At 41.4% G+C, this 19,220-nt stretch carries 29 protein-coding genes and 2 pseudogenes; 24 read left to right on the top strand and 7 right to left on the bottom strand.

What is annotated here, in order from left to right; translation table 11 throughout:
• The first annotated feature begins 81 nt into the window (after nucleotides 1-81).
• A complete protein-coding gene (locus KTI79_RS12395) occupies nucleotides 82-1,347 on the top strand; it encodes a dicarboxylate/amino acid:cation symporter (RefSeq protein WP_086265771.1) in 1,266 nt (421 codons plus the stop codon).
• Nucleotides 1,348-1,392: 45 nt separating this feature from the next.
• Here KTI79_RS12395 and KTI79_RS12390 read toward each other — a convergent pair whose 3' ends face one another.
• The 7 genes and pseudogenes from KTI79_RS12390 to KTI79_RS12360 all read right to left on the bottom strand — a co-directional run bounded on the left by KTI79_RS12390 (nucleotide 1,393) and on the right by KTI79_RS12360 (nucleotide 7,558).
• Nucleotides 1,393-2,343 (bottom strand): metal-dependent hydrolase, encoded by a 951-nt coding sequence (locus tag KTI79_RS12390; protein ID WP_086265772.1) that lies wholly within the window; start codon nucleotides 2,341-2,343, stop codon nucleotides 1,393-1,395.
• Nucleotides 2,344-2,467: 124 nt separating this feature from the next.
• Nucleotides 2,468-3,244 (bottom strand): ribosome biogenesis GTP-binding protein YihA/YsxC, encoded by a 777-nt coding sequence (yihA, locus tag KTI79_RS12385; RefSeq protein ID WP_005067265.1) that lies wholly within the window; start codon nucleotides 3,242-3,244, stop codon nucleotides 2,468-2,470.
• A 100-nt stretch (nucleotides 3,245-3,344) separates the two neighbouring features.
• Nucleotides 3,345-3,782, bottom strand: a complete 438-nt coding sequence (locus KTI79_RS12380; protein WP_086265773.1) for an RrF2 family transcriptional regulator — start codon at nucleotides 3,780-3,782, stop codon at nucleotides 3,345-3,347.
• An 87-nt stretch (nucleotides 3,783-3,869) separates the two neighbouring features.
• Nucleotides 3,870-4,634 (bottom strand): globin domain-containing protein, encoded by a 765-nt coding sequence (locus KTI79_RS12375; RefSeq protein WP_014207751.1) that lies wholly within the window; start codon nucleotides 4,632-4,634, stop codon nucleotides 3,870-3,872.
• Nucleotides 4,635-4,636: 2 nt separating this feature from the next.
• A pseudogene (locus KTI79_RS12370) lies at nucleotides 4,637-4,788 on the bottom strand (hypothetical protein).
• Nucleotides 4,778-6,325 carry a helicase HerA-like domain-containing protein gene (locus KTI79_RS12365; protein WP_086265774.1) on the bottom strand — a complete coding sequence of 516 codons (1,548 nt, stop codon included), beginning with the start codon at nucleotides 6,323-6,325 and terminating at the stop codon, nucleotides 4,778-4,780. The pseudogene KTI79_RS12370 and the gene KTI79_RS12365 overlap by 11 nt, the downstream one beginning before the upstream one ends.
• Nucleotides 6,326-6,367: 42 nt before the next feature.
• The gene (locus tag KTI79_RS12360) at nucleotides 6,368-7,558 is read right to left on the bottom strand and encodes a PLP-dependent transferase (protein ID WP_086265775.1); all 1,191 of its coding nucleotides are present in this window, start codon (nucleotides 7,556-7,558) and stop codon (nucleotides 6,368-6,370) included.
• Between the two features lie 168 nt (nucleotides 7,559-7,726).
• Here KTI79_RS12360 and KTI79_RS12355 point away from each other — a divergent pair, with 168 nt between their 5' ends.
• From KTI79_RS12355 to secY, 23 genes and pseudogenes are all read left to right on the top strand, one after another.
• Nucleotides 7,727-8,455 carry a type 1 glutamine amidotransferase gene (locus KTI79_RS12355; RefSeq protein WP_044099980.1) on the top strand — a complete coding sequence of 243 codons (729 nt, stop codon included), beginning with the start codon at nucleotides 7,727-7,729 and terminating at the stop codon, nucleotides 8,453-8,455.
• Nucleotides 8,456-8,708: 253 nt separating this feature from the next.
• Nucleotides 8,709-9,020: a 30S ribosomal protein S10 gene (gene rpsJ, locus KTI79_RS12350; RefSeq protein ID WP_000070912.1), complete on the top strand. Its 312-nt coding sequence runs from the start codon at nucleotides 8,709-8,711 to the stop codon at nucleotides 9,018-9,020.
• Between the two features lie 58 nt (nucleotides 9,021-9,078).
• Nucleotides 9,079-9,717, top strand: coding sequence for a 50S ribosomal protein L3 (gene rplC, locus KTI79_RS12345; RefSeq protein WP_002117051.1), 639 nt, complete (start codon nucleotides 9,079-9,081; stop codon nucleotides 9,715-9,717).
• Nucleotides 9,718-9,728: 11 nt separating this feature from the next.
• A complete protein-coding gene (rplD, locus tag KTI79_RS12340) occupies nucleotides 9,729-10,331 on the top strand; it encodes a 50S ribosomal protein L4 (protein ID WP_002049755.1) in 603 nt (200 codons plus the stop codon).
• Nucleotides 10,328-10,648, top strand: coding sequence for a 50S ribosomal protein L23 (gene rplW / locus KTI79_RS12335; RefSeq protein WP_002049693.1), 321 nt, complete (start codon nucleotides 10,328-10,330; stop codon nucleotides 10,646-10,648). Before rplD ends, rplW begins: the two co-directional genes overlap by 4 nt.
• Before the next feature lie 11 nt (nucleotides 10,649-10,659).
• The gene (rplB, locus tag KTI79_RS12330) at nucleotides 10,660-11,484 is read left to right on the top strand and encodes a 50S ribosomal protein L2 (RefSeq protein ID WP_002049686.1); all 825 of its coding nucleotides are present in this window, start codon (nucleotides 10,660-10,662) and stop codon (nucleotides 11,482-11,484) included.
• A 13-nt stretch (nucleotides 11,485-11,497) separates the two neighbouring features.
• Nucleotides 11,498-11,773 carry a 30S ribosomal protein S19 gene (gene rpsS / locus KTI79_RS12325; protein ID WP_001138119.1) on the top strand — a complete coding sequence of 92 codons (276 nt, stop codon included), beginning with the start codon at nucleotides 11,498-11,500 and terminating at the stop codon, nucleotides 11,771-11,773.
• An 11-nt stretch (nucleotides 11,774-11,784) separates the two neighbouring features.
• A complete protein-coding gene (rplV, locus tag KTI79_RS12320; RefSeq protein WP_001982638.1) occupies nucleotides 11,785-12,114 on the top strand; it encodes a 50S ribosomal protein L22 in 330 nt (109 codons plus the stop codon).
• Between the two features lies 1 nt (nucleotide 12,115).
• Nucleotides 12,116-12,932 (top strand): annotated as a pseudogene (rpsC, locus tag KTI79_RS12315) (30S ribosomal protein S3).
• Nucleotides 12,872-13,285 carry a 50S ribosomal protein L16 gene (rplP, locus tag KTI79_RS12310; RefSeq protein ID WP_002049688.1) on the top strand — a complete coding sequence of 138 codons (414 nt, stop codon included), beginning with the start codon at nucleotides 12,872-12,874 and terminating at the stop codon, nucleotides 13,283-13,285. Before rpsC ends, rplP begins: the two are co-directional and overlap by 61 nt.
• Nucleotides 13,285-13,482, top strand: coding sequence for a 50S ribosomal protein L29 (gene rpmC / locus KTI79_RS12305; RefSeq protein ID WP_000849928.1), 198 nt, complete (start codon nucleotides 13,285-13,287; stop codon nucleotides 13,480-13,482). Before rplP ends, rpmC begins: the two co-directional genes overlap by 1 nt.
• Complete coding sequence (gene rpsQ, locus KTI79_RS12300) at nucleotides 13,479-13,736, top strand: 30S ribosomal protein S17 (RefSeq protein WP_002116661.1); 258 nt, start codon at nucleotides 13,479-13,481, stop codon at nucleotides 13,734-13,736. The genes rpmC and rpsQ overlap by 4 nt, the downstream gene beginning before the upstream one ends.
• 92 nt (nucleotides 13,737-13,828) lie before the next feature.
• Nucleotides 13,829-14,197, top strand: coding sequence for a 50S ribosomal protein L14 (rplN, locus tag KTI79_RS12295; protein ID WP_001982634.1), 369 nt, complete (start codon nucleotides 13,829-13,831; stop codon nucleotides 14,195-14,197).
• Between the two features lie 9 nt (nucleotides 14,198-14,206).
• The gene (gene rplX, locus KTI79_RS12290; RefSeq protein ID WP_002116820.1) at nucleotides 14,207-14,524 is read left to right on the top strand and encodes a 50S ribosomal protein L24; all 318 of its coding nucleotides are present in this window, start codon (nucleotides 14,207-14,209) and stop codon (nucleotides 14,522-14,524) included.
• 15 nt (nucleotides 14,525-14,539) lie between these two features.
• The gene (rplE, locus tag KTI79_RS12285) at nucleotides 14,540-15,076 is read left to right on the top strand and encodes a 50S ribosomal protein L5 (RefSeq protein ID WP_044119300.1); all 537 of its coding nucleotides are present in this window, start codon (nucleotides 14,540-14,542) and stop codon (nucleotides 15,074-15,076) included.
• Between the two features lie 9 nt (nucleotides 15,077-15,085).
• Nucleotides 15,086-15,391 (top strand): 30S ribosomal protein S14, encoded by a 306-nt coding sequence (gene rpsN, locus KTI79_RS12280; RefSeq protein WP_002049689.1) that lies wholly within the window; start codon nucleotides 15,086-15,088, stop codon nucleotides 15,389-15,391.
• A gap of 11 nt (nucleotides 15,392-15,402) precedes the next feature.
• Nucleotides 15,403-15,798, top strand: a complete 396-nt coding sequence (rpsH, locus tag KTI79_RS12275) for a 30S ribosomal protein S8 (RefSeq protein WP_002049732.1) — start codon at nucleotides 15,403-15,405, stop codon at nucleotides 15,796-15,798.
• 13 nt (nucleotides 15,799-15,811) lie between these two features.
• A complete protein-coding gene (gene rplF / locus KTI79_RS12270; protein WP_002116801.1) occupies nucleotides 15,812-16,345 on the top strand; it encodes a 50S ribosomal protein L6 in 534 nt (177 codons plus the stop codon).
• Between the two features lie 14 nt (nucleotides 16,346-16,359).
• A complete protein-coding gene (rplR, locus tag KTI79_RS12265; protein ID WP_002049741.1) occupies nucleotides 16,360-16,710 on the top strand; it encodes a 50S ribosomal protein L18 in 351 nt (116 codons plus the stop codon).
• 2 nt (nucleotides 16,711-16,712) lie between these two features.
• Nucleotides 16,713-17,210 carry a 30S ribosomal protein S5 gene (gene rpsE, locus KTI79_RS12260; protein WP_001141025.1) on the top strand — a complete coding sequence of 166 codons (498 nt, stop codon included), beginning with the start codon at nucleotides 16,713-16,715 and terminating at the stop codon, nucleotides 17,208-17,210.
• 6 nt (nucleotides 17,211-17,216) lie between these two features.
• A complete protein-coding gene (gene rpmD / locus KTI79_RS12255) occupies nucleotides 17,217-17,393 on the top strand; it encodes a 50S ribosomal protein L30 (protein ID WP_000849088.1) in 177 nt (58 codons plus the stop codon).
• Between the two features lie 3 nt (nucleotides 17,394-17,396).
• Nucleotides 17,397-17,837 (top strand): 50S ribosomal protein L15, encoded by a 441-nt coding sequence (gene rplO, locus KTI79_RS12250; protein ID WP_002116985.1) that lies wholly within the window; start codon nucleotides 17,397-17,399, stop codon nucleotides 17,835-17,837.
• A gap of 45 nt (nucleotides 17,838-17,882) precedes the next feature.
• The gene (gene secY, locus KTI79_RS12245; protein WP_170249219.1) at nucleotides 17,883-19,202 is read left to right on the top strand and encodes a preprotein translocase subunit SecY; all 1,320 of its coding nucleotides are present in this window, start codon (nucleotides 17,883-17,885) and stop codon (nucleotides 19,200-19,202) included.
• Nucleotides 19,203-19,220: the final 18 nt, after the last annotated feature.

The following is a 19,220-nucleotide window of genomic DNA, read 5'->3' as shown; positions in this document are numbered from 1 at the left end:
GGCTTTTTTATTTTTAATTGAAACGATGTGACAAAAAATTGCTCGTATGAATAGCGAGCTCATGTCATATTTGCAAAAGGATTGCCAACTGAAAAAAATAATGCTGATATGAACTTAAACACACAAATTCTTATTGCGGCCATTTTAGGCTTAGCCTTTGGTTTTATATTAACGTTGTATCCCGATACTGCGTTTGTAAAACATAGTTTATATGGGTTAGGCATATTAAGTAGTGTCTTTATTGGGCTGCTTAAAATGTTGTTGGTGCCTTTAATTTTTAGCTCGATTGTTGTGGGGGTCTCTAATTTGCAGGCGGGAGGGCAGTTAGGTCCAGTCTGGAAAATTACCTTTTTATGTTGTTTGACCACAACAACATTGGCTTTAATTTTAGGTATAAGTTGTGCTCATCTATTTGAAGTAGGGCGTGGTATAGATATCTCTATTTTCCAAACGTCTATGCAAAACTATCAGGCACCAGATAGTTTAAATCCTGCAAGTTTTTTCACTAATTTTATTCAAAATACATTAATTAACCCATTTAAAGCATTTAGCGATGGTAACGTTTTAGCTGTTGTGGTGTTTGCACTATTTGTTGGTGTTGCTTTAGTCCATGGCGGTGAGCGTTTTAAAAGTATTCGCGTATTGAGTCATCAATTTTTTGAAATGATGATGATGCTAGTCGGCTGGGTAATGAAGCTAGCACCTTTGGGTATTTTTGCTTTATTAGCAAAGTTAATGGCAACGGAAGATATTTCGGTACTAAGTCGTTTGGCTGAGTTTGCTGTTGTAGTGACAGGGACTACCATTTTTCATGGTGCTGTTGTTTTACCGTTACTACTTTGGATTTTTGGCCGCATGAGTCCTTGGACTTTTTTCAAAGGAACACGTACAGCGCTAATTACAGCATTCGCAACCAGTTCTAGTTCTGCCACGATGCCACTTAGTATGAAATGCGCACAGGAAAACTTAGGTGTTCGTCCGCAAACAGCTGGTTTTGTGATTCCTTTAGGCACACAGCTTAATATGGATGGTACGGCTTTATATGAAGCAGCCGCTGCATTGTTTGTCGCAAATTTGGTGGGGCTAGACTTAAATCTGACACAACAAATTATTGTGTGCTTAACAGCAATGATTGCATCACTAGGAGCACCTGGAATTCCGAGTGCTGGTATGGTTACCATGATTATGGTTTTACAGTCTGTAGGTTTACCGGCTGAAGCAATTGCAATTTTACTTCCGATTGACCGCCTATTGGATACAGTAAGAACAGTGGTAAATGTGCAGGGTGATATGATGATTAGCGTGGTTGTTGACCGTTATACAAAAGATAAAGATATGAGTGTCTAATCTCCTAAATAAAAAAGCAGGATTTTAAATCCTGCTTTTTTATTTTTAAGCCGCTTGTAATTCAGCTCTTTTTGCTGCTGGAGATTGTGATAAATAATTTACCGCATCTTCAGTGCTACCTTCTTTTACTGGATCATACCAAGGCATGAGGTAATCAATTTGTTGGGCAATAAGCCAGATTGGATTTGGTAAAATCTGATTATCTTTTCGGCTAATTTTATACCATTCTACTGCAACCCATACTGGGAAAAATCTAGATTTAGCCGCATCTACAAAACGTGGATCTTGTTTCATAATATGTGCAGCGCCATCTACCCATAATCCAAGCACTAGTACAATTACTGCGAGGCTTAAATAGTAGCGTGGAATATAACCACCACCCAAATGGCGGTATAAATCAAAAGCAACTGTACGGTGTTCAATTTCTTCTGAACCATGCCATTTAACCAGATCGACCATTTCAGGGTCAGCGCCTAATTCTTCCCAGCGCTTGTTATAGAGTGCATATTTCCCTAATACACAGGTCATATGCTCAACAGTTGCAATAACGCCTAAACGGAAAAGGTCCCATTGCCCTTGTAGAAATTGAGGGACTTCTTTGTCGAATGGTTTATCTGCTAAGGCAGTGGTAAATAGATAATTCATAATGTCCAGATTTCGCTGGATATCAATATTGCGTGCACTTAAATATTCTTTATTAGCAGATGTATGGGCGTTGGCGTGCATAGCTTCCTGACGGATAAATGCTTGGACATCCTGTTTAAGTTTTTCGTCTTTAATTTGAGGTAAAACCTTATTGTACAAACGGCAGAACCAGAATTCTCCGGCAGGCAAGATATTATTAATTTCATTAATAAAATAACTTGCGAAAGGCTGATTTGGAATCCAGTCAACAGGGGTATCTTTCCAGTCAAATTTTACTTTACGTGGAAGAATTTTATAGTCAATAGAAGAACCTAAAGCTTTGTTCTTCAAAAAAGATAACAATTTCATCATTTAGTCCTGATTTTTAACTCGATGAAGTTATAACGAGTATAAAAAAAGCCCCTACATTTGTGTTTAGCAATAGGGGCCAATTTGAAAATAAATTTAATAAAGAAATTGTATCTGCTTTGACGATTTACTCTTCAGCATCCTCATCGCTTGCTTCAGGGATCGCGTCAACGTCAAATTCCGGTTCCTGATCAAGTGTAAAATGCAGGCGTCCAGCCATAACACTTGCTAGCTCTTCTAAACCTAATTTGTTAAGTGATGAGAAAAGTTGAATTGAGAAATCAAGCTTCATTTTTTTCAGCTGTTGCTTAACTTCTAATAGCACTTTGTTTGCAGGGCCACGATTAAGTTTGTCAGCTTTTGTGAGGAGAATATGAACAAAGAGATGACGTGAATAAGCCCACTCTAGCATCATCATGTCGAAATGCTGTAGAGGATGGCGAATATCCATAAGTAATACTAAGCCTTGTAAGCTTTTACGATGGATTAAATAGTTCTCTAATTCTTTTTGCCATACTCGTTTCATATCTTCAGGTACGGCTGCATAGCCATAGCCAGGAAGATCGACTAAACGTTGATCGGGGTTGCCTAGACTAAAGAAGTTAATCATTTGAGTGCGGCCAGGTTTTTTAGAGGCGCGCGCTAACTGTTTTTTGTTGGTTAGTGCATTGATAGCACTAGACTTACCGGCATTTGAGCGTCCTGCAAAAGCGATCTCGTAGCCACTATCTTCAACACAAAGTGCCAATTTAGGTGCACTCATTAGAAACTCAGCTTGGCGTAACCAGTTGAGTGATTGCACAGCGTATGCTGTGATCGCTGGATCTGGTTTCTTTTCATAGCTGATCTTTTGCTTGGGTGCGAGTCTGGCTTTGGTGTCTTTCGATTTTTCACTACGACGCATAAAAAATAACTTTTTAAATGAGAGGGCTCGCGCCTAGTATAAAGGAGCTTGGGTATTCTTGCTAATTTTCAATAAATCTAGTTATTAAAAGTAATAGAGGTTAGATTTGTAAAAATGCAATAGGGGAGTTGGCAGGAGCGGATTTTGATTGCTGCAAAACTTCTCCGAGTGTGTATTGATCTAGGCTTTGATAAAAACTCTCTAAAGCCTGATCTAAAATACCTTTTAAACCACAGTGACTGCGTAATACGCAAGGTGGCGTATTACATTCAACGATTTGATTGTCGCCCTGTAATATCCGAACGATTGAACCTAAATTTGAGTTAAGTGCATTTGGATTTAAGCGAATTCCTCCGCCTTTTCCTCGAATGGTAATAATCCATTCTTGCTTGCCCATGAAGTGAACAACTTTAACTAGATGGTTTTGTGAAACATGCAAATCTTTCGCGATTTCTGCAATCGTGTAAGGTGCATCACTTGGGCGTGCAACATACATTAAGAGTCGTAATGCATAATCGGTAAATTTATTAAGCTGCATGATCACCAAAAATGGAAGAGATTAAAAGGATGATCATCTTAGCCTGAAAGTCTAAATAATAAAACTTTCAGGCAAGAGGTTTTTACATTACAGCGTTAAAGGGGCTGAAACCTGTACTTGATCACCCACTCTATAATGCTCAAGTAAAATATTAGCAACCGAAAACTCAGTATGATTTTCTTCAGGCTGCACTTCAAAATGATATGAGTTATCTTCTTGAGCTTCAGTAAATTTAAACGCTTTCGGTTGTTCAAGTTGTTGTTCGGGAACTTGTACTTTAACTGAAATAAAGGCATTTGCTGGGCTAGTCAGTACGTCTTCATGGTCAGTTGCTTTTAAAGTGAAGCGTTTGCCAGATTCCAGGGGATCAATTTGAGTAATTTCAAATGAACGCCAGCCAGCCCATCCACCTTTTAAGCTTTCAAGTTGCTCATATTTTTGTTTTTCAACACCAATCAAAATATCAGCTAACTGTAAGTATGCTTGCTTCCAAGCTTCGATAAGCTCTGATTCGAATGGCACGTTGAGTACTTCACTAATTGAATGAAGCAAGTTGTCTCCAACAATTGCATATTGGTCTGGTTGGATATCTAAGCTCACGTGTTTAGTGGTGATACGTTCAACAGCTTTAGCTAGAACAGTGGGGTTCTCAATATTTTCTGCATAAGCAAGCACAGCAGCTGCAAGAGCACGTGGCTGACGTAAGCTGGTTTGGTCATCTAAATTGAAAACATTTTTTAATTCTGGATTGTTATTCAGCATGCGCTTATAGAAGTATGTAGTCAGCGTAACGCCGTGTTCACGTAAAACCGGTACAGTAGATTTAACAAGTTCAATTTGTTGTGGAGTCATTGCTAGACCTTATTTATCTGGCTATTTAAGATGTATTTAAAATACATCTTTAAAAAATGAATGGCAATAACTTTCTTTATAAAAACCATAAAAAAATTAGGGGATATAAAATCCCCTAAAGTTAACGCAATTTTTTAATATTTTTATTTACCAAATAAAGAGCCAAGTAAGCCTCTTACGAGTTTTTGGCCAGTACTTCCTCCTAAACTGCGTGCAGCACTTTTGGCAAAAGTTCCAACAATGTCTTGTGTGAGTTTGGCTCGTTCACGGGCTGCTCTTTCTTCCTCTTTTAATTGCTCACGTGCCAAACGTTCCTGCTCTTTAGCTTGCTGTTTTGCTAAAGTTTCTTGTTCTTTAGCTTGCTGTTTTGCAAGTTCGGCGTCTTGCTGCTGCTGTTCTCGTTCAGCAACTTTATTCTGTAGCATTTCATAGGCACTATCACGATCTACAGCTTGTTCATAAACGCCAGCAATAATACTTTGCGAGATTAAAGTCTGACGCTCTTCTGGAGTGATCGGTGTAAATGAAGAGTAGGGAGGCATGACCCAGCCACGTTCTACAATCTGTGGGGTACCTTGTTCATCTAGACAGCTAATTAATGCCTCACCAACACCAAGTTGGGTAATAGCTTCATCAACTTTAAACTCTGAATTAGCACGGAAAGTGTCTGCTGCGGTTTTTACAGCTTTTTGATCTTTAGGGGTGAATGCACGTAATGCATGTTGAACGCGATTACCAAGTTGACCAAGAACGCTTTCAGGTAAGTCGAGTGGGTTTTGAGTAATAAAGTAGATACCCACCCCTTTGGAGCGGATTAAACGTACCACTTGTTCAATCTTGTCTTGGAGTGCTTGGCTGGCATTATCAAATAACAAGTGAGCTTCATCAAAGAAAAACACGAGTTTAGGCTTATCCATATCACCGACTTCTGGTAGCTGTTCAAATAGCTCTGAAAGCATCCATAAGAGGAAAGTGGCATATAACTTAGGCGTATTCATGAGCTTGTCGGCAGCAAGAATATTGATATAGCCGTGTCCGTTTGCATCGGTTTGGATAAAATCCAGAATATTTAAAGCTGGTTCCCCAAAGAACTGTTCTCCACCTTGGTCGGCAAGAGCGATTAAGTTGCGTTGAATGGCGCCTAGGCTGGCTGGAGATAAATTGCCATACTCGGCTTTAAACTCAGCTGCATGTTCACTCACAAAAGTGATCATGGCTTTTAAATCTTTAAAGTCGACTAAAAGTAACCCTTGGTCATCTGCAATACGGAATACAGCAGATAAAACACCTTCTTGGGTATCATTTAAGTTGAGTATGCGTGCTAATAAAATTGGCCCTATTTCTGAAATGGTGGTTCGGATAGGATGACCTTGCTGACCAAATAAATCCCAAAAAACAACTGGGTTCGCTGCGAATGGAACACTATCAATTTGTAAAAGTTTTAAGCGTTCATTAAATTTATCGGAAGCTTCACCAGCTTTTGCGAGACTCGAAACATCGCCTTTAGCATCGGCAAGAAATACCGGCACACCGATTCGAGAGAAACTCTCTGCTAGAACTTTTAACGTAACTGTTTTACCTGTACCTGTGGCGCCTGCAATAAGTCCATGACGGTTAGCAAACTGGGGAAGTAAAACAATTTCTTTTGATGTGTCATTAATATTTTTAGCAATAACAATCGGTGTACCCATATATTTTTATCCTATGGTTTGAGTCACTATAATGTTGTCGTTTTACAGTTGTTTCAGTGCATTTTCGATATCTTGTATCAAATCTTGCGGATCTTCTAGTCCTATACAGAATCGAACCAATAAACCTTGTTGTAAATGTGTATTCTTAAGTTTTCTCATCATTTTTAAATCATAAAGCATAATCAGGCTAACGGGACCACCCCAGCTAAAGCCGAGCTTAAATAACTCTAATGCATCGCAGAAACGACGTACTGCTGTAATGTCATATTCAGGTTTAAAAATAATACTCACTAAGCCTGCACTTTGACCAGTTGTGCATATTTCTTGCCAGTATTGATGACCTGGTGAGGATTTATCACTTGGGTGTAGAACTTGTGCAAATTGGCGTTGGTCCTTTAGCCACTTAAGTAAAGTTTGAGCATTGGCTGATTGTTGTTCATAGCGTAAAGACATATGAGCAAGACTGCGCTGAACTTGAGCCGCATCATCTCCTGAAACTGCAATACCTAAAATAGCATGGGTACGGAATAGGCGATGATGAAGCTTCTCATCACGAGTTACAATGCTACCCATTAATATATCACCACCACCACTTGGATATTTGGTGAGTGCGTGAACGGTTAAATCGATAGATAGATGTTCATCAGAAAAATTAAAAGCATTAAACGCAAGCCCAGCTCCCCAAGTGTTATCTAGAGCAGTCAATACCCCATGTTTTTTAGCTTTCTTGACTAGATTTTTAAGATCAGGGAATTCTAAAGTAACCGAACCTGCAGCCTCCAACCATAATAGTTTACTTCTTTCGGTGGGTTGAAAACTTGCAGCGTCAATGGGGTTATATACTTTAACAATAATGCCATATTGACTTTGTAGATAGGTTAAGTGTTCTAGATTTGGTCCATATATATTGTCTGGGACCCATACTTCATCATTAGTGCTTAAAAATGCTGAATTCACAATATTAATTGCGGATAGGCCACTCGGTGCAAGCAAACAATGCAAACCACCTTCAATTTGCGCAATATTGTCGCCTAGGGTGAAGGTAGTGGGGGTGCCATGTGTTCCATAGCTATAGTCATATTCGTCAGTCCAGTGGCGATCAAAAAGGTGCGAAGTTGATTTGAAAATAATGGTTGATGCGCGAAATAAGGGAGGTTGCACTGTTTCAATGAATTGCGGAGCCTTTCTTGGGGCATGAATGAGGCGAGTCTGGAAATCGTTATGCTTTTTCATAGTGCGTTATGTTTTAAATGATAAAGTTAGATTAAGAGAAATTTAAACTCTTCGCTAGATTTATAAAGTTTTGTAAGAGGTTTCGTTACAGTAGACCTATAAAACAAAAACTTGGCTTTATTTTTGCAAAGACCACTACAACATTCTAACAACAATAGGTTTAAGCGCATGAAGTCGCATTTAAGAGTTCATTATTTTCAACATATCGCGGGTGAGGGTTTTGGGAGTTGTTATTCATTTTTAAAAGCCCACCACGCGACTATTAGTTCTACGGAGTTTTTTGCACTTCCGGTTGATCGGTCACTTGAAATAGAAGCTTTACCACAAATTGATGAGGTTGACTTATTATTAGTCATGGGTGGCACCATGAGTGTAAATGATGAAGCGAATTATCCATGGCTTAAGATAGAGAAAAGATGGTTGCGTCGTTATTTAGCAGCAGGAAAGCCTGCTATAGGTCTCTGTTTGGGTGGGCAGCTAATTGCTAATGCACTAGGCGCCGCAGTCAGTCGAAACCGCTATCAGGAACTTGGCTGGTCAACAGTTCAGAGGGTGGCAAATTTACCTCAAGACAGTTTTCCATTGCCTGAAAAGATAAAGGTGATGCAGTGGCATAGCGAAACATTTGAAATACCCAAGGGTGCCATACACTTAGCCGAGAATATAGCTTGTCGTAATCAGATGTATCAAATTGGAAAAAATGTGCTGGGTTTTCAATTTCATCCAGAAATGACACCGGCAGCTTTAGAACTCTTACTTGAAAATGAAGAAGAGCTATCTATTTTTAATGGAGAATATGTGCAGCCTGTGAGTGAACTACAATATTCAGAAGCACAAAAATTTGAACAAGGTAATCAACTCTTAAATAAAGCGATTGAATTTGTCATAAACGCCTAGAGTGAGTTGAGAATACTAGGTTAAAGTGTGTTTTGAACAAAAAATAGAAAAAGAGAATTGCATAAGACTTAAACAATCGTTATAATGGGCGACCCTCAAAAGGAGGGGCATTTACTGCGAAGAAAGTAGTAAATGTGCATTACAGTCGTGGCATCGATCATGACCTTAGTGATTTTCACTGCCTTTGACACTTACCAATGGGTGAGATGCGTCAAGGGTGATTCTTTATATGTTTGGCTTGGAGTTTACTGGTATGTCTAACCAGAGAATTCGTATCCGTTTGAAGTCTTTTGATCATCGTCTGATTGATCAATCTGCTCAAGAGATCGTAGAAACCGCTAAGCGTACTGGCGCACAAGTTTGTGGTCCAATTCCGATGCCTACTCGCATCGAACGCTTCAACGTTCTTACTTCACCGCACGTTAACAAAGATGCGCGTGACCAGTACGAAATCCGCACCTATAAACGTTTGATTGACATCGTTCAACCTACAGATAAAACTGTTGATGCATTGATGAAATTAGATCTTGCGGCTGGTGTTGATGTTCAGATCGCTTTGGGTTAAGGCTTTCGGTTGATTAACTTCTAAGTTAATTAGGCCGCTTTTTTAGAGGTTTATGCACATGGCTATTGGTTTAGTCGGTCGCAAATGTGGTATGACTCGCATCTTTACAGATGCAGGTGTTTCTGTACCTGTTACAGTCATCGAAGTCGATCCAAACCGCATTACGCAAATCAAAACACTTGAAACTGATGGTTATCAAGCTGTTCAAGTAACTACTGGTGAACGTCGCGAATCTCGCGTAACTAACGCTCAGAAAGGTCACTTCGCGAAAGCTGGTGTTGCTGCTGGTCGTTTAGTTAAAGAGTTCCGTGTTACTGAAGCTGAGCTTGAAGGCCGTGAAGTTGGCGGTACTATTGGCGTTGATTTGTTCACAGTTGGTCAAGTAGTTGACGTAACTGGTCAATCAAAAGGTAAAGGTTTCCAAGGTGGTGTTAAACGTTGGAACTTCCGTACCCAAGACGCTACTCACGGTAACTCAGTTTCTCACCGTGTATTAGGTTCTACAGGTCAAAACCAGACTCCTGGACGCGTGTTCAAAGGCAAAAAAATGGCTGGTCACTTAGGTGATGAACGCGTAACAGTACAAGGTCTTGAAATCGTATCTATTGACGCTGAACGTTCTGTTTTAGTTGTTAAAGGTGCAATTCCTGGTGCAACTGGCGGCGACGTGATTGTACGTCCTACCATCAAGGCCTGAGGGGAAATACCGTGAATTTGAAAACTGTTTCCGGCTCTGCTGTTGAATTGTCTGAAGTTGCTTTCGGACGTGAATTTAACGAAGCTCTTGTACACCAAGTTGTTACTGCTTACTTAGCAGGTGGTCGTCAAGGTACTCGTGCTCAGAAATCACGTGCAGACGTTTCTGGCGGTGGTAAAAAACCATTCCGTCAAAAAGGTACTGGTCGTGCTCGTGCGGGTTCTATTCGTAGCCCTATCTGGGTTGGTGGTGGTAAAACTTTTGCTGCTCGTCCACAAGATTGGTCTCAAAAAGTAAACCGTAAGATGTACCGCGGTGCAATGCAATGTATCTTAGCTGAACTTGTTCGCCAAGATCGTCTTGTATTGGTTGAAGAGTTTGCTGTTGCGGCTCCAAAAACTAAAGAATTGCTTGCAAAGCTTAACGACTTAAATGCTGCTCGTGCATTAATCGTTACTGACGCTGTAGATGAGAACTTATATCTTGCAGCACGCAACCTTCCGCATGTAGATGTGGTAGATGCAACTGCAATCGATCCTGTAAGCTTGATCGCGTTTGATAAAGTTGTGATGTCTGTAGCTGCTGCTAAGAAAATTGAGGTAGAACTCGGATGAACAACGAACGTATCTATCAAGTCCTAAAAGGACCAGTCTTCTCAGAAAAGGCACAAGTATTAGGTGATACTGTTGGTGTTCAAGTATTTAAAGTAGACATCAATGCTACTAAGCTTGAAATCAAAAAAGCAGTTGAAAAACTTTTTGGTGTGGAAGTTGTTAAAGTTAACACAACTATTACTAAAGGTAAGACTAAGCGCTTTGGTCGTACATTGGGACGCCGTTCTGATGTTAAAAAAGCATACGTCACCCTGAAAGCTGGCCAAGATGTTGAAATGGCTGACTTGGGCGATACCGCTGAAAGCGCAGCGGAATAAGGACGAAAATTATGCCGATTCAAAAATGTAAGCCAACGTCTCCAGGACGTCGCTTTGTAGAGAAAGTGGTTCATGACCATCTTCACAAAGGCGCTCCTTACGCACCGTTGGTTGAAGCTAAAAAACGTACTGGTGGTCGTAATAACAACGGTCACATTACTACTCGTCACGTTGGTGGTGGTCATAAACAACACTACCGTATCGTTGACTTCAAACGTAACAAAGACAGCATCCCAGCTGTTGTAGAGCGTATTGAATACGATCCAAACCGTACAGCACATATTGCTTTGTTGAAATATGCTGATGGTGAGCGTCGTTATATCATCGCACCTAAAGGCTTACGTGCTGGCGATAAAGTACAATCTGGTAACGATGCTCCAATTCGTCCAGGTAACTGCTTGCCACTTCGTAATATGCCGATTGGTTCTACACTTCATAACGTTGAACTTAAAATTGGTAAGGGCGCGCAATTAGCACGTTCTGCTGGTGCATCTGTTCAGTTGTTGGGTCGTGATGGTTCTTACGCAATCATTCGTCTTCGTTCAGGCGAAATGCGTAAAGTACATGTTGAATGCCGCGCTGTAATTGGTGAAGTTTCTAACCAAGAAAACAACCTTCGTTCATTGGGTAAAGCTGGTGCTTCGCGCTGGCGTGGTGTTCGTCCTACCGTACGTGGTATGGCGATGAACCCGATTGATCACCCGCACGGTGGTGGTGAAGGGCGTAACAAAGGTATTCAACCTGTAAGCCCATGGGGTCAAAAAGCTAAAGGGTACAAGACACGTACCAATAAGCGTACGACTAAGATGATTATTCGCGACCGTCGCGTCAAGTAAAGGAATCTGACTAATGCCTCGTTCTCTGAAAAAAGGCCCATTCGTCGATGCGCACTTGTTCGCTAAGGTTGAAGCGGCTGTTGCTAGTAACTCTCGCAAGCCGATTAAAACTTGGTCTCGTCGTTCGATGATCCTTCCGGATTTTGTTGGTTTAACAATTTCTGTTCATAATGGTCGTAACCACGTTCCAGTAATTGTTACTGAGCATATGGTTGGTCATAAACTCGGTGAATTCGCGCCAACTCGTACCTATCGTGGTCACGGTGTTGACAAGAAATCTAAACGTTAATAGGTGTCATGATGGAAGTAACTGCTAAATTACGCGGTGCCGCTATCTCGGCACAGAAAGCACGTTTGGTTGCAGATCTTATTCGCGGCAAATCTGTTGCGCATGCTTTAAATATCTTAAACTTCAGCAATAAAAAAGCTGCTGTTTTAGTAAAAAAAGCATTGGAATCTGCGATTGCAAACGCTGAACACAATAACAGTTTAGATGTTGACGATCTTAAAGTTTCTACGATTTACGTTGACGAAGGCATGAGCCTTAAACGTATTATGCCACGTGCTAAAGGCCGTGCAGATCGTATTACTAAGCGTACTTGTCACATCACCGTTAAGGTAGGGGTTTGATATGGGTCAGAAGGTTCATCCAATCGGTATCCGCCTAGGTGTTGTGAAACGTCATAACGCTAACTGGTATGCGAATCCGAAACAATACGCTGAATACTTGCTTAAAGATCTTCAAGTTCGTGAGTTTTTAACTAAAAAACTTAAGAATGCGATGGTAAGCAACATTCTTATCGAACGTCCATCAGGCGCTGCTAAAGTAACTATTAGCACAGCTCGTCCTGGTATCGTAATCGGTAAAAAAGGCGAAGATATTGAAAAATTACAGCGCGAACTTACCAGCATTATGGGTGTTCCAGCGCAAGTAAGTATCAACGAAATTGATCGCCCAGACTTAGATGCGCGTTTAGTTGCTGAAGCAATCGCTTCTCAATTAGAAAAGCGTGTAATGTTCCGTCGTGCTATGAAGCGTGCGGTTCAAAACACTATGCGTGCTGGTGCTAAAGGTATCAAAGTTGAAGTGTCTGGCCGTTTAGGTGGTGCAGAGATTGCTCGTACAGAATGGTATCGTGAAGGTCGTGTACCTTTACATACATTGCGTGCAGACATTGACTATGCAACTATGCGTGCAGAAACAACTTACGGTACGATTGGTGTTAAAGTTTGGATTTTCCGTGGCGAGATTTTAGGTGGCATGAAACAAGTCATGAACCCTGCTCCTGCTGAAGATCGTCCAGCTAAACGTGGTCGTGGTCGTGGTGAAGGTCAAGAGCGTCGTGGTCGTCGCGGTGACCGTGCTGCTGACAAGGGAGAATAATCCATGTTGCAACCTAAACGTACCAAATTCCGTAAGGTGCACAAAGGCCGTAATACTGGTCTAGCGCATCGTGGTAGTACAGTATCATTTGGTTCGATTGCAATTAAAGCAACTGAACGTGGTCGTATGACTGCTCGTCAGATTGAAGCTGCACGTCGTACTATTAGCCGCCGTATTAAGCGTGGTGGTAAAATCTTTATTCGCGTATTCCCGGATAAGCCAATCACTCAAAAGCCTCTTGAAGTGCGTATGGGTAAAGGTAAGGGTAGCGTGGAGTACTGGGTTTGCCAGATCCAACCAGGTAAGATCCTGTACGAAATTGAAGGTGTGAACGAAGAATTAGCGCGCGAAGCATTTGCTTTAGCTGCTGCTAAACTTCCGTTTAAAACCACTATCGTGACTCGGACGGTAATGTAATGAAAACTAAAGATCTACGTGAAAAATCGGTAGAAGAGTTGAAAGCTTTGCTTGATGAGCAACAGCTTAACCAATTCCGTCTTCGTATGGCGAAAGCAACTGGTCAGTTGGGTAAATCGCATGAAGTGCAAGTTGCTCGTAAGACAATTGCTCGTATTAAGACACTCCTTACCGAAAAACAGGGGAACGGACAATGAGTGAAAAAACAGTCCGCACGTTAACCGGCAAAGTAGTAAGCGACAAAATGGACAAGTCTATTGTTGTTCTTATCGAACGCCGCGTTCAACACCCGTTGTATGGCAAGTCAATTCGCCGTTCAACTAAGTTACACGCTCATGATGAAAACAATGTTGCTAAGCTTGGCGATGTTGTGACCATTAAAGAAAGCCGCCCAATTTCTAAAACTAAAGCTTGGACTTTAGTGGAAGTAGTTGAAGCAGCTGCTGAGTAATTCGACGTTCTTGTTGCATCATCGGTCAATTTCGAGTACTCTTTGAGCCTTTCGAAATTGTGACCGGTGATGCTCGGTTTTGGAGTAGGGCAATGATTCAAACCGAAACTATGCTCGACGTAGCAGACAACAGTGGTGCTCGCCGCGTACAATGTATTAAAGTACTTGGTGGTTCACATCGTCGTTATGCTTCTGTTGGCGACATTATTAAAGTTACTGTAAAAGAAGCAATCCCACGCGCACGTGTTAAAAAAGGTGACGTGATGAATGCGGTTGTAGTTCGTACTAAATTCGGCATTCGTCGTCCAGATGGTTCTGTGATCCGTTTTGATGATAATGCTGCAGTTATCCTGAACAACAACAAAGCTCCGATTGCTACTCGTATCTTCGGACCAGTGACTCGTGAACTTCGTACTGAACAGTTCATGAAAATCATTTCATTGGCTCCTGAAGTTCTATAAGAGGCAATCATGGCTAAGATTAAAAAAGGCGATCAAGTTATCGTGATCGCAGGTAAAGAAAAAGGCAAACAGGGTACTGTATTGTCTGTTTCTGAAGACCGCGTTAAGGTTGAAGGCCTTAACTTAGTGAAGAAGCATCAAAAGCCGAATCGTGTAACTGGCGCTGAAGGCGGTATCGTTACTCAAGAAGCTTCGCTTCATATTTCAAACGTGGCAATTTTAAATGCTACAACCCAGAAGGCTGACCGTGTTGGTTACCAAGTGATTGATGGCGTGAAAACTCGCGTTTATAAATCAAATGGTGAATCAGTGGCGGTAGCGAAGTAATAGGTTGAAAAGGCAATGGCCAGACTTAAAGCACGTTACAATGATGAACTTAAAGCAAAGTTACAAGAAGAACTTAGCATTAAGAACGTGATGGAAATTCCACGCATCACAAAAATTACCCTAAACATGGGTGTAGGCGCAGCTGCAACTGATAAGAAATTATTAGATGGTGCTGTAGTCGACATGCAATTAATTGCTGGTCAAAAACCAGTAATTACACTTGCTCGTAAATCTATCGCTGGTTTCAAAATCCGTGATGGTTGGCCGATTGGTTGTAAAGTTACTTTACGTGGCGACCAAATGTACGAATTCTTGGACCGTTTGATCTCAATCGCAATCCCTCGTATCCGTGACTTCCGTGGTTTCTCTTCGAAATCATTTGATGGTCGTGGTAACTACTCAATGGGTTTGAAAGAGCAAATCGTTTTCCCTGAAATCGATTTCGATAAGATTGATCGTATTCGTGGTATGGATATTACTATTACTACGACTGCTCGCACCGATGACGAAGGCCGTGCGCTTATGCGTGCATTCGGCTTCCCGTTCAAATAAGAGGTCGATATGGCTAAGAAAGGTATGATTAATCGCGAATTGAAACGCGAAAAAACAGTTGCTAAATACGCTGCAAAACGTGCTGAATTAAAAGCTACGATTGCAAACGTAAATGCAAGTGAAGAAGAGCGTTTCGAAGCGATGTTAAAGTTACAAGCATTGCCACGTAATGCATCTCCGGTACGTCTTCGTAACCGTTGTGGTTTAACTGGTCGTCCTCATGGTTACTTCCGTAAGTTCGGTTTAAGCCGTAACAAATTACGTGACACAGTAATGCAGGGTGATGTACCAGGCGTTGTTAAGGCAAGCTGGTAAGGAGCGACTAAATGAGTATGCAAGATACCGTTGCCGACATGCTAACACGTGTTCGTAACGCACAAATGGCTAAGAAACAAACTGTTTCTATGCCTTCTTCTAAGTTGAAAGTTGCAATTGCAAACGTACTTCAACAAGAAGGTTATATTTCAAATGTAGAAGTTGCTCAAGAAGAGACAAAATCTACTTTGACAATTACTTTAAAATATTTCGAAGGCAAACCAGTTATCGAAATGGTTAAACGCGTAAGCCGTCCAGGTCTTCGCCAATACCGTGGTAAAGATAAACTTCCAAGCGTTAAGCAAGGTTTAGGTATTGCAATTGTTTCTACAAGCAAAGGCATCATGACTGATCGCGCTGCACGTGCTGCGGGCGTTGGTGGTGAAGTTATTGCTTTTGTTTCTTAATAGGTGATTCCTCATGTCTCGTGTGGCTAAAGCCCCAGTAACTGTTCCTAATGGTGTAGCAGTTACTCAGAACGGCCGGCAGGTCGAAGTGAAAGGCAGCAAAGGTACATTGTCTTTCAACCTGCATGCGCTGGTCGAGCTAAAACAGGAAGAAGGTAAACTTCAACTTGCTCCAGTTAAAGAATCGAAAGATGCTTGGATGCAAGCTGGTACTGCTCGCGCTGTATTGAATAACCTTGTTAAAGGGGTTAGTGAAGGCTTCGAACGTAAGTTGCAGCTAGTTGGTGTTGGTTATAAAGCTGCGGTTAAAGGTACTGTTGTAAACCTTAACCTTGGTTTTTCACACCCAATTGACTACGCTTTACCTGAAGGTGTAACAGCGGAAACTCCAACTGCTACTGAAATCATTTTGAAATCAGCAAACAAGCAGTTGTTAGGTCAAGTAGCGGCAGAAATCCGTGCATATCGTTCTCCTGAACCATATAAAGGTAAAGGTGTTCGTTATTCGGATGAAGTCATTCTTCGTAAAGAAGCTAAGAAGAAATAAGGCGCGAGGTTCTTATGAACGAAAAGAAACAATCCCGTTTGCGTCGTGCGAAAAGCACACGCTTGCACATTCGTGCATTGGGTGCGACTCGTTTGTGTGTAAACCGCACTCCGCGTCACATCTATGCTCAAGTTATTTCAGCAGATGGTGGCAAAGTTTTAGCACAAGCTTCAACTTTGGATGCATCTTTACGTAGCGGTACTACAGGTAATGTAGATGCGGCTACTAAAGTAGGCGCTTTAATCGCAGAGCGTGCGAAAGCAGCTGGTGTAACTAAAGTTGCATTTGACCGTTCTGGTTTTAAATATCATGGTCGTATCAAAGCCTTGGCTGATGCTGCTCGTGAAAACGGCTTGGAGTTCTAATCATGGCTAAAGTTGAACAAAACGAAGGTCTTGTTGAAAAGCTGGTTGCCGTTGATCGTGTAGCCAAAGTTGTTAAGGGTGGTCGTATCTTCTCTTTCACAGCATTAACTGTTGTGGGTGATGGTAATGGTCGTGTTGGTTTTGGTCGTGGTAAAGCTCGTGAAGTTCCAGCTGCTATTTCTAAAGCACTTGAAGCTGCACGTCGCAACATGATTACTGTAGACCTTGCAGGTACTACTTTACAACACCCTGTGAATGCTCGTCATGGTGCAAGCCGTGTATATATGCAACCTGCTTCTGAAGGTACTGGCGTAATCGCTGGTGGCGCTATGCGTGCCGTTCTAGAAGCTGCAGGTGTACATAACGTACTTGCTAAATGTTATGGTTCTACTAATGCTGCAAACGTAGTAAACGCAACTTTCAAAGGTTTGCGTGATATGACTTCTCCTGAGAAAGTCGCTGCGAAACGTGGTAAATCAGTAGAAGAAATTCAAGGGTAATCAATCATGAAAACGATTAAAGTTACCCAGACTAAATCTTCTTCACATCGCTTGAAAAATCACAAGCTTTGTTTACAAGGTTTAGGTCTGCGTCGTATTGGTCATACTGTAGAAGTGCAAGATACGCCTTCTAACCGCGGTATGATCAACAAAGTCTACTATATGGTTAGTGTAGAGGAATAAGCCATGACTCTGCGTTTAAATGAACTTGCGCCTGCAGAAGGTGCAAAACGTGAACACCGTCGTTTAGGCCGTGGTATCGGTTCTGGCGTTGGTAAGACTGGTGGCCGTGGTGTCAAAGGTCAAAAATCACGTAAAAGTGGTGGCGTTCGTCCAGGCTTTGAAGGCGGTCAAACAGCGATTTATCGTCGTTTACCTAAATTCGGTTTCACTAGCCAAATCGCTTTAAAAACTGCTGAAGTACGTTTATCTGAGTTAAGCAAAGTTGAAGGCGACATCGTTAGCCTAGAAACTTTGAAAGCTGCGAATGTTGTTCGTCGTGACCAAATTCGTGCTCGTATCGTACTTTCTGGTGAAATCACTCGTGCATTCACTGTTCAAGGTGTTGCATTGACTAAAGGCGCTAAAGCTGCGATTGAAGCAGCTGGCGGTAAAGTCGAGGAGTAATCTCGAGTGTCTATGTCTCCTAGTTCTTCAGGTCATGTCAACATGATGAAAGGTCAGCCATTTCATGTGAAATACCGTGAAATTATTCGCCGGATGAGTTTTCTAATCGGTGCATTGCTGGTCTTTCGACTAGGAGCGCATATTCCAGTACCAGGCATTAATAATGCTGCGTTAGAAAATTTATTTCATGCGAACCAAGGAACTATTCTTGGGCTATTCAATATGTTTTCTGGCGGTGCTTTAGAGCGAATGTCTATTCTTGCTTTAGGAATTATGCCTTACATTTCTGCATCAATTATTGTGCAGTTAATGTCTACTGTAATTCCATCACTTGAAGCCTTGAAAAAGGAAGGTGAGCAAGGTAAGCGTAAAATTAATCAATATACGCGTCAGGGTACATTACTACTTGCTGTGGTTCAGGCTGTTGGTATGTGTGCTGGCTTAATTGGTCAAGGTATTACTTTGACAAATGGCCTTGCATTTTACGTACCTGCTGTTACTTCTTTAGTTGCGGGAACAATGTTCCTAATGTGGCTAGGTGAACAGATCACAGAAAGAGGTATCGGTAATGGTATCTCAATGATTATTTTTGCAGGTATTGTTGCTGGTTTGCCTAATTTAATTATGCAATCTATCTCTTCTGTAGATAATGGTCAGACAAGTTTGATTGGTCTTGTAATCTTTGGTCTTTTGTCTCTAGGTGTATTGGCAGCTATTGTGTTTATTGAAAAAGCACAACGTCGCATTCCAGTAAACTATGCGCAAAAGCAACAAGGGCGTCGTATATTTACAGCACAGCAGACGCATTTGCCATTAAAAATTAATATGGCTGGTGTTATTCCTGCGATTTTTGCAAGTTCTCTACTGTTGTTCCCAGCAAGTCTTGGTCAATGGGTGGGAAGTGCAGATCCAAATGCTGGTTTTATTAAAAGCAGCTTACAAGATTTAGCTTTAGTATTGTCGCCTGGACAGCCTTTGTATTTGGTGCTCTTTGGTGCGTTAATTATCTTTTTCTGTTACTTTTATACGGCTTTAGTATTTAGCCCTAAGGAAGTATCAGAAAATCTAAAACGCAGCGGAGCTTATGTGCCTGGTATTCGCCCAGGTGAGCAAACTGCTCGTTACTTAGATCATATTCTTAATCGTTTGACGTTTATTGGTGCGATTTATATTACGGTCATTTGTTTAATGCCAATGATTCTACAAAGTTCTTTTGGGATTCCATTCTATTTGGGTGGTACCTCACTATTGATCGTAGTTGTCGTGGTTATGGACTTTATGGCTCAGCTACAAGCGCATTTAACATCTCATCAATATGATAATCAAACATTAATGAGAAAAACGACTGCTCATCCTAAGGGATAAGCGCACTTAGAGGTTTCA

This window comes from Acinetobacter sp. WU_MDCI_Abxd143 (assembly GCF_025514195.1).
In the GTDB taxonomy this organism is placed as follows: Bacteria; Pseudomonadota; Gammaproteobacteria; order Pseudomonadales; family Moraxellaceae; genus Acinetobacter; species Acinetobacter pittii_H.
The sequence above is the reverse complement of the archived record's forward strand: the minus strand, read 5'-3'. Positions and strand labels throughout refer to the sequence as shown.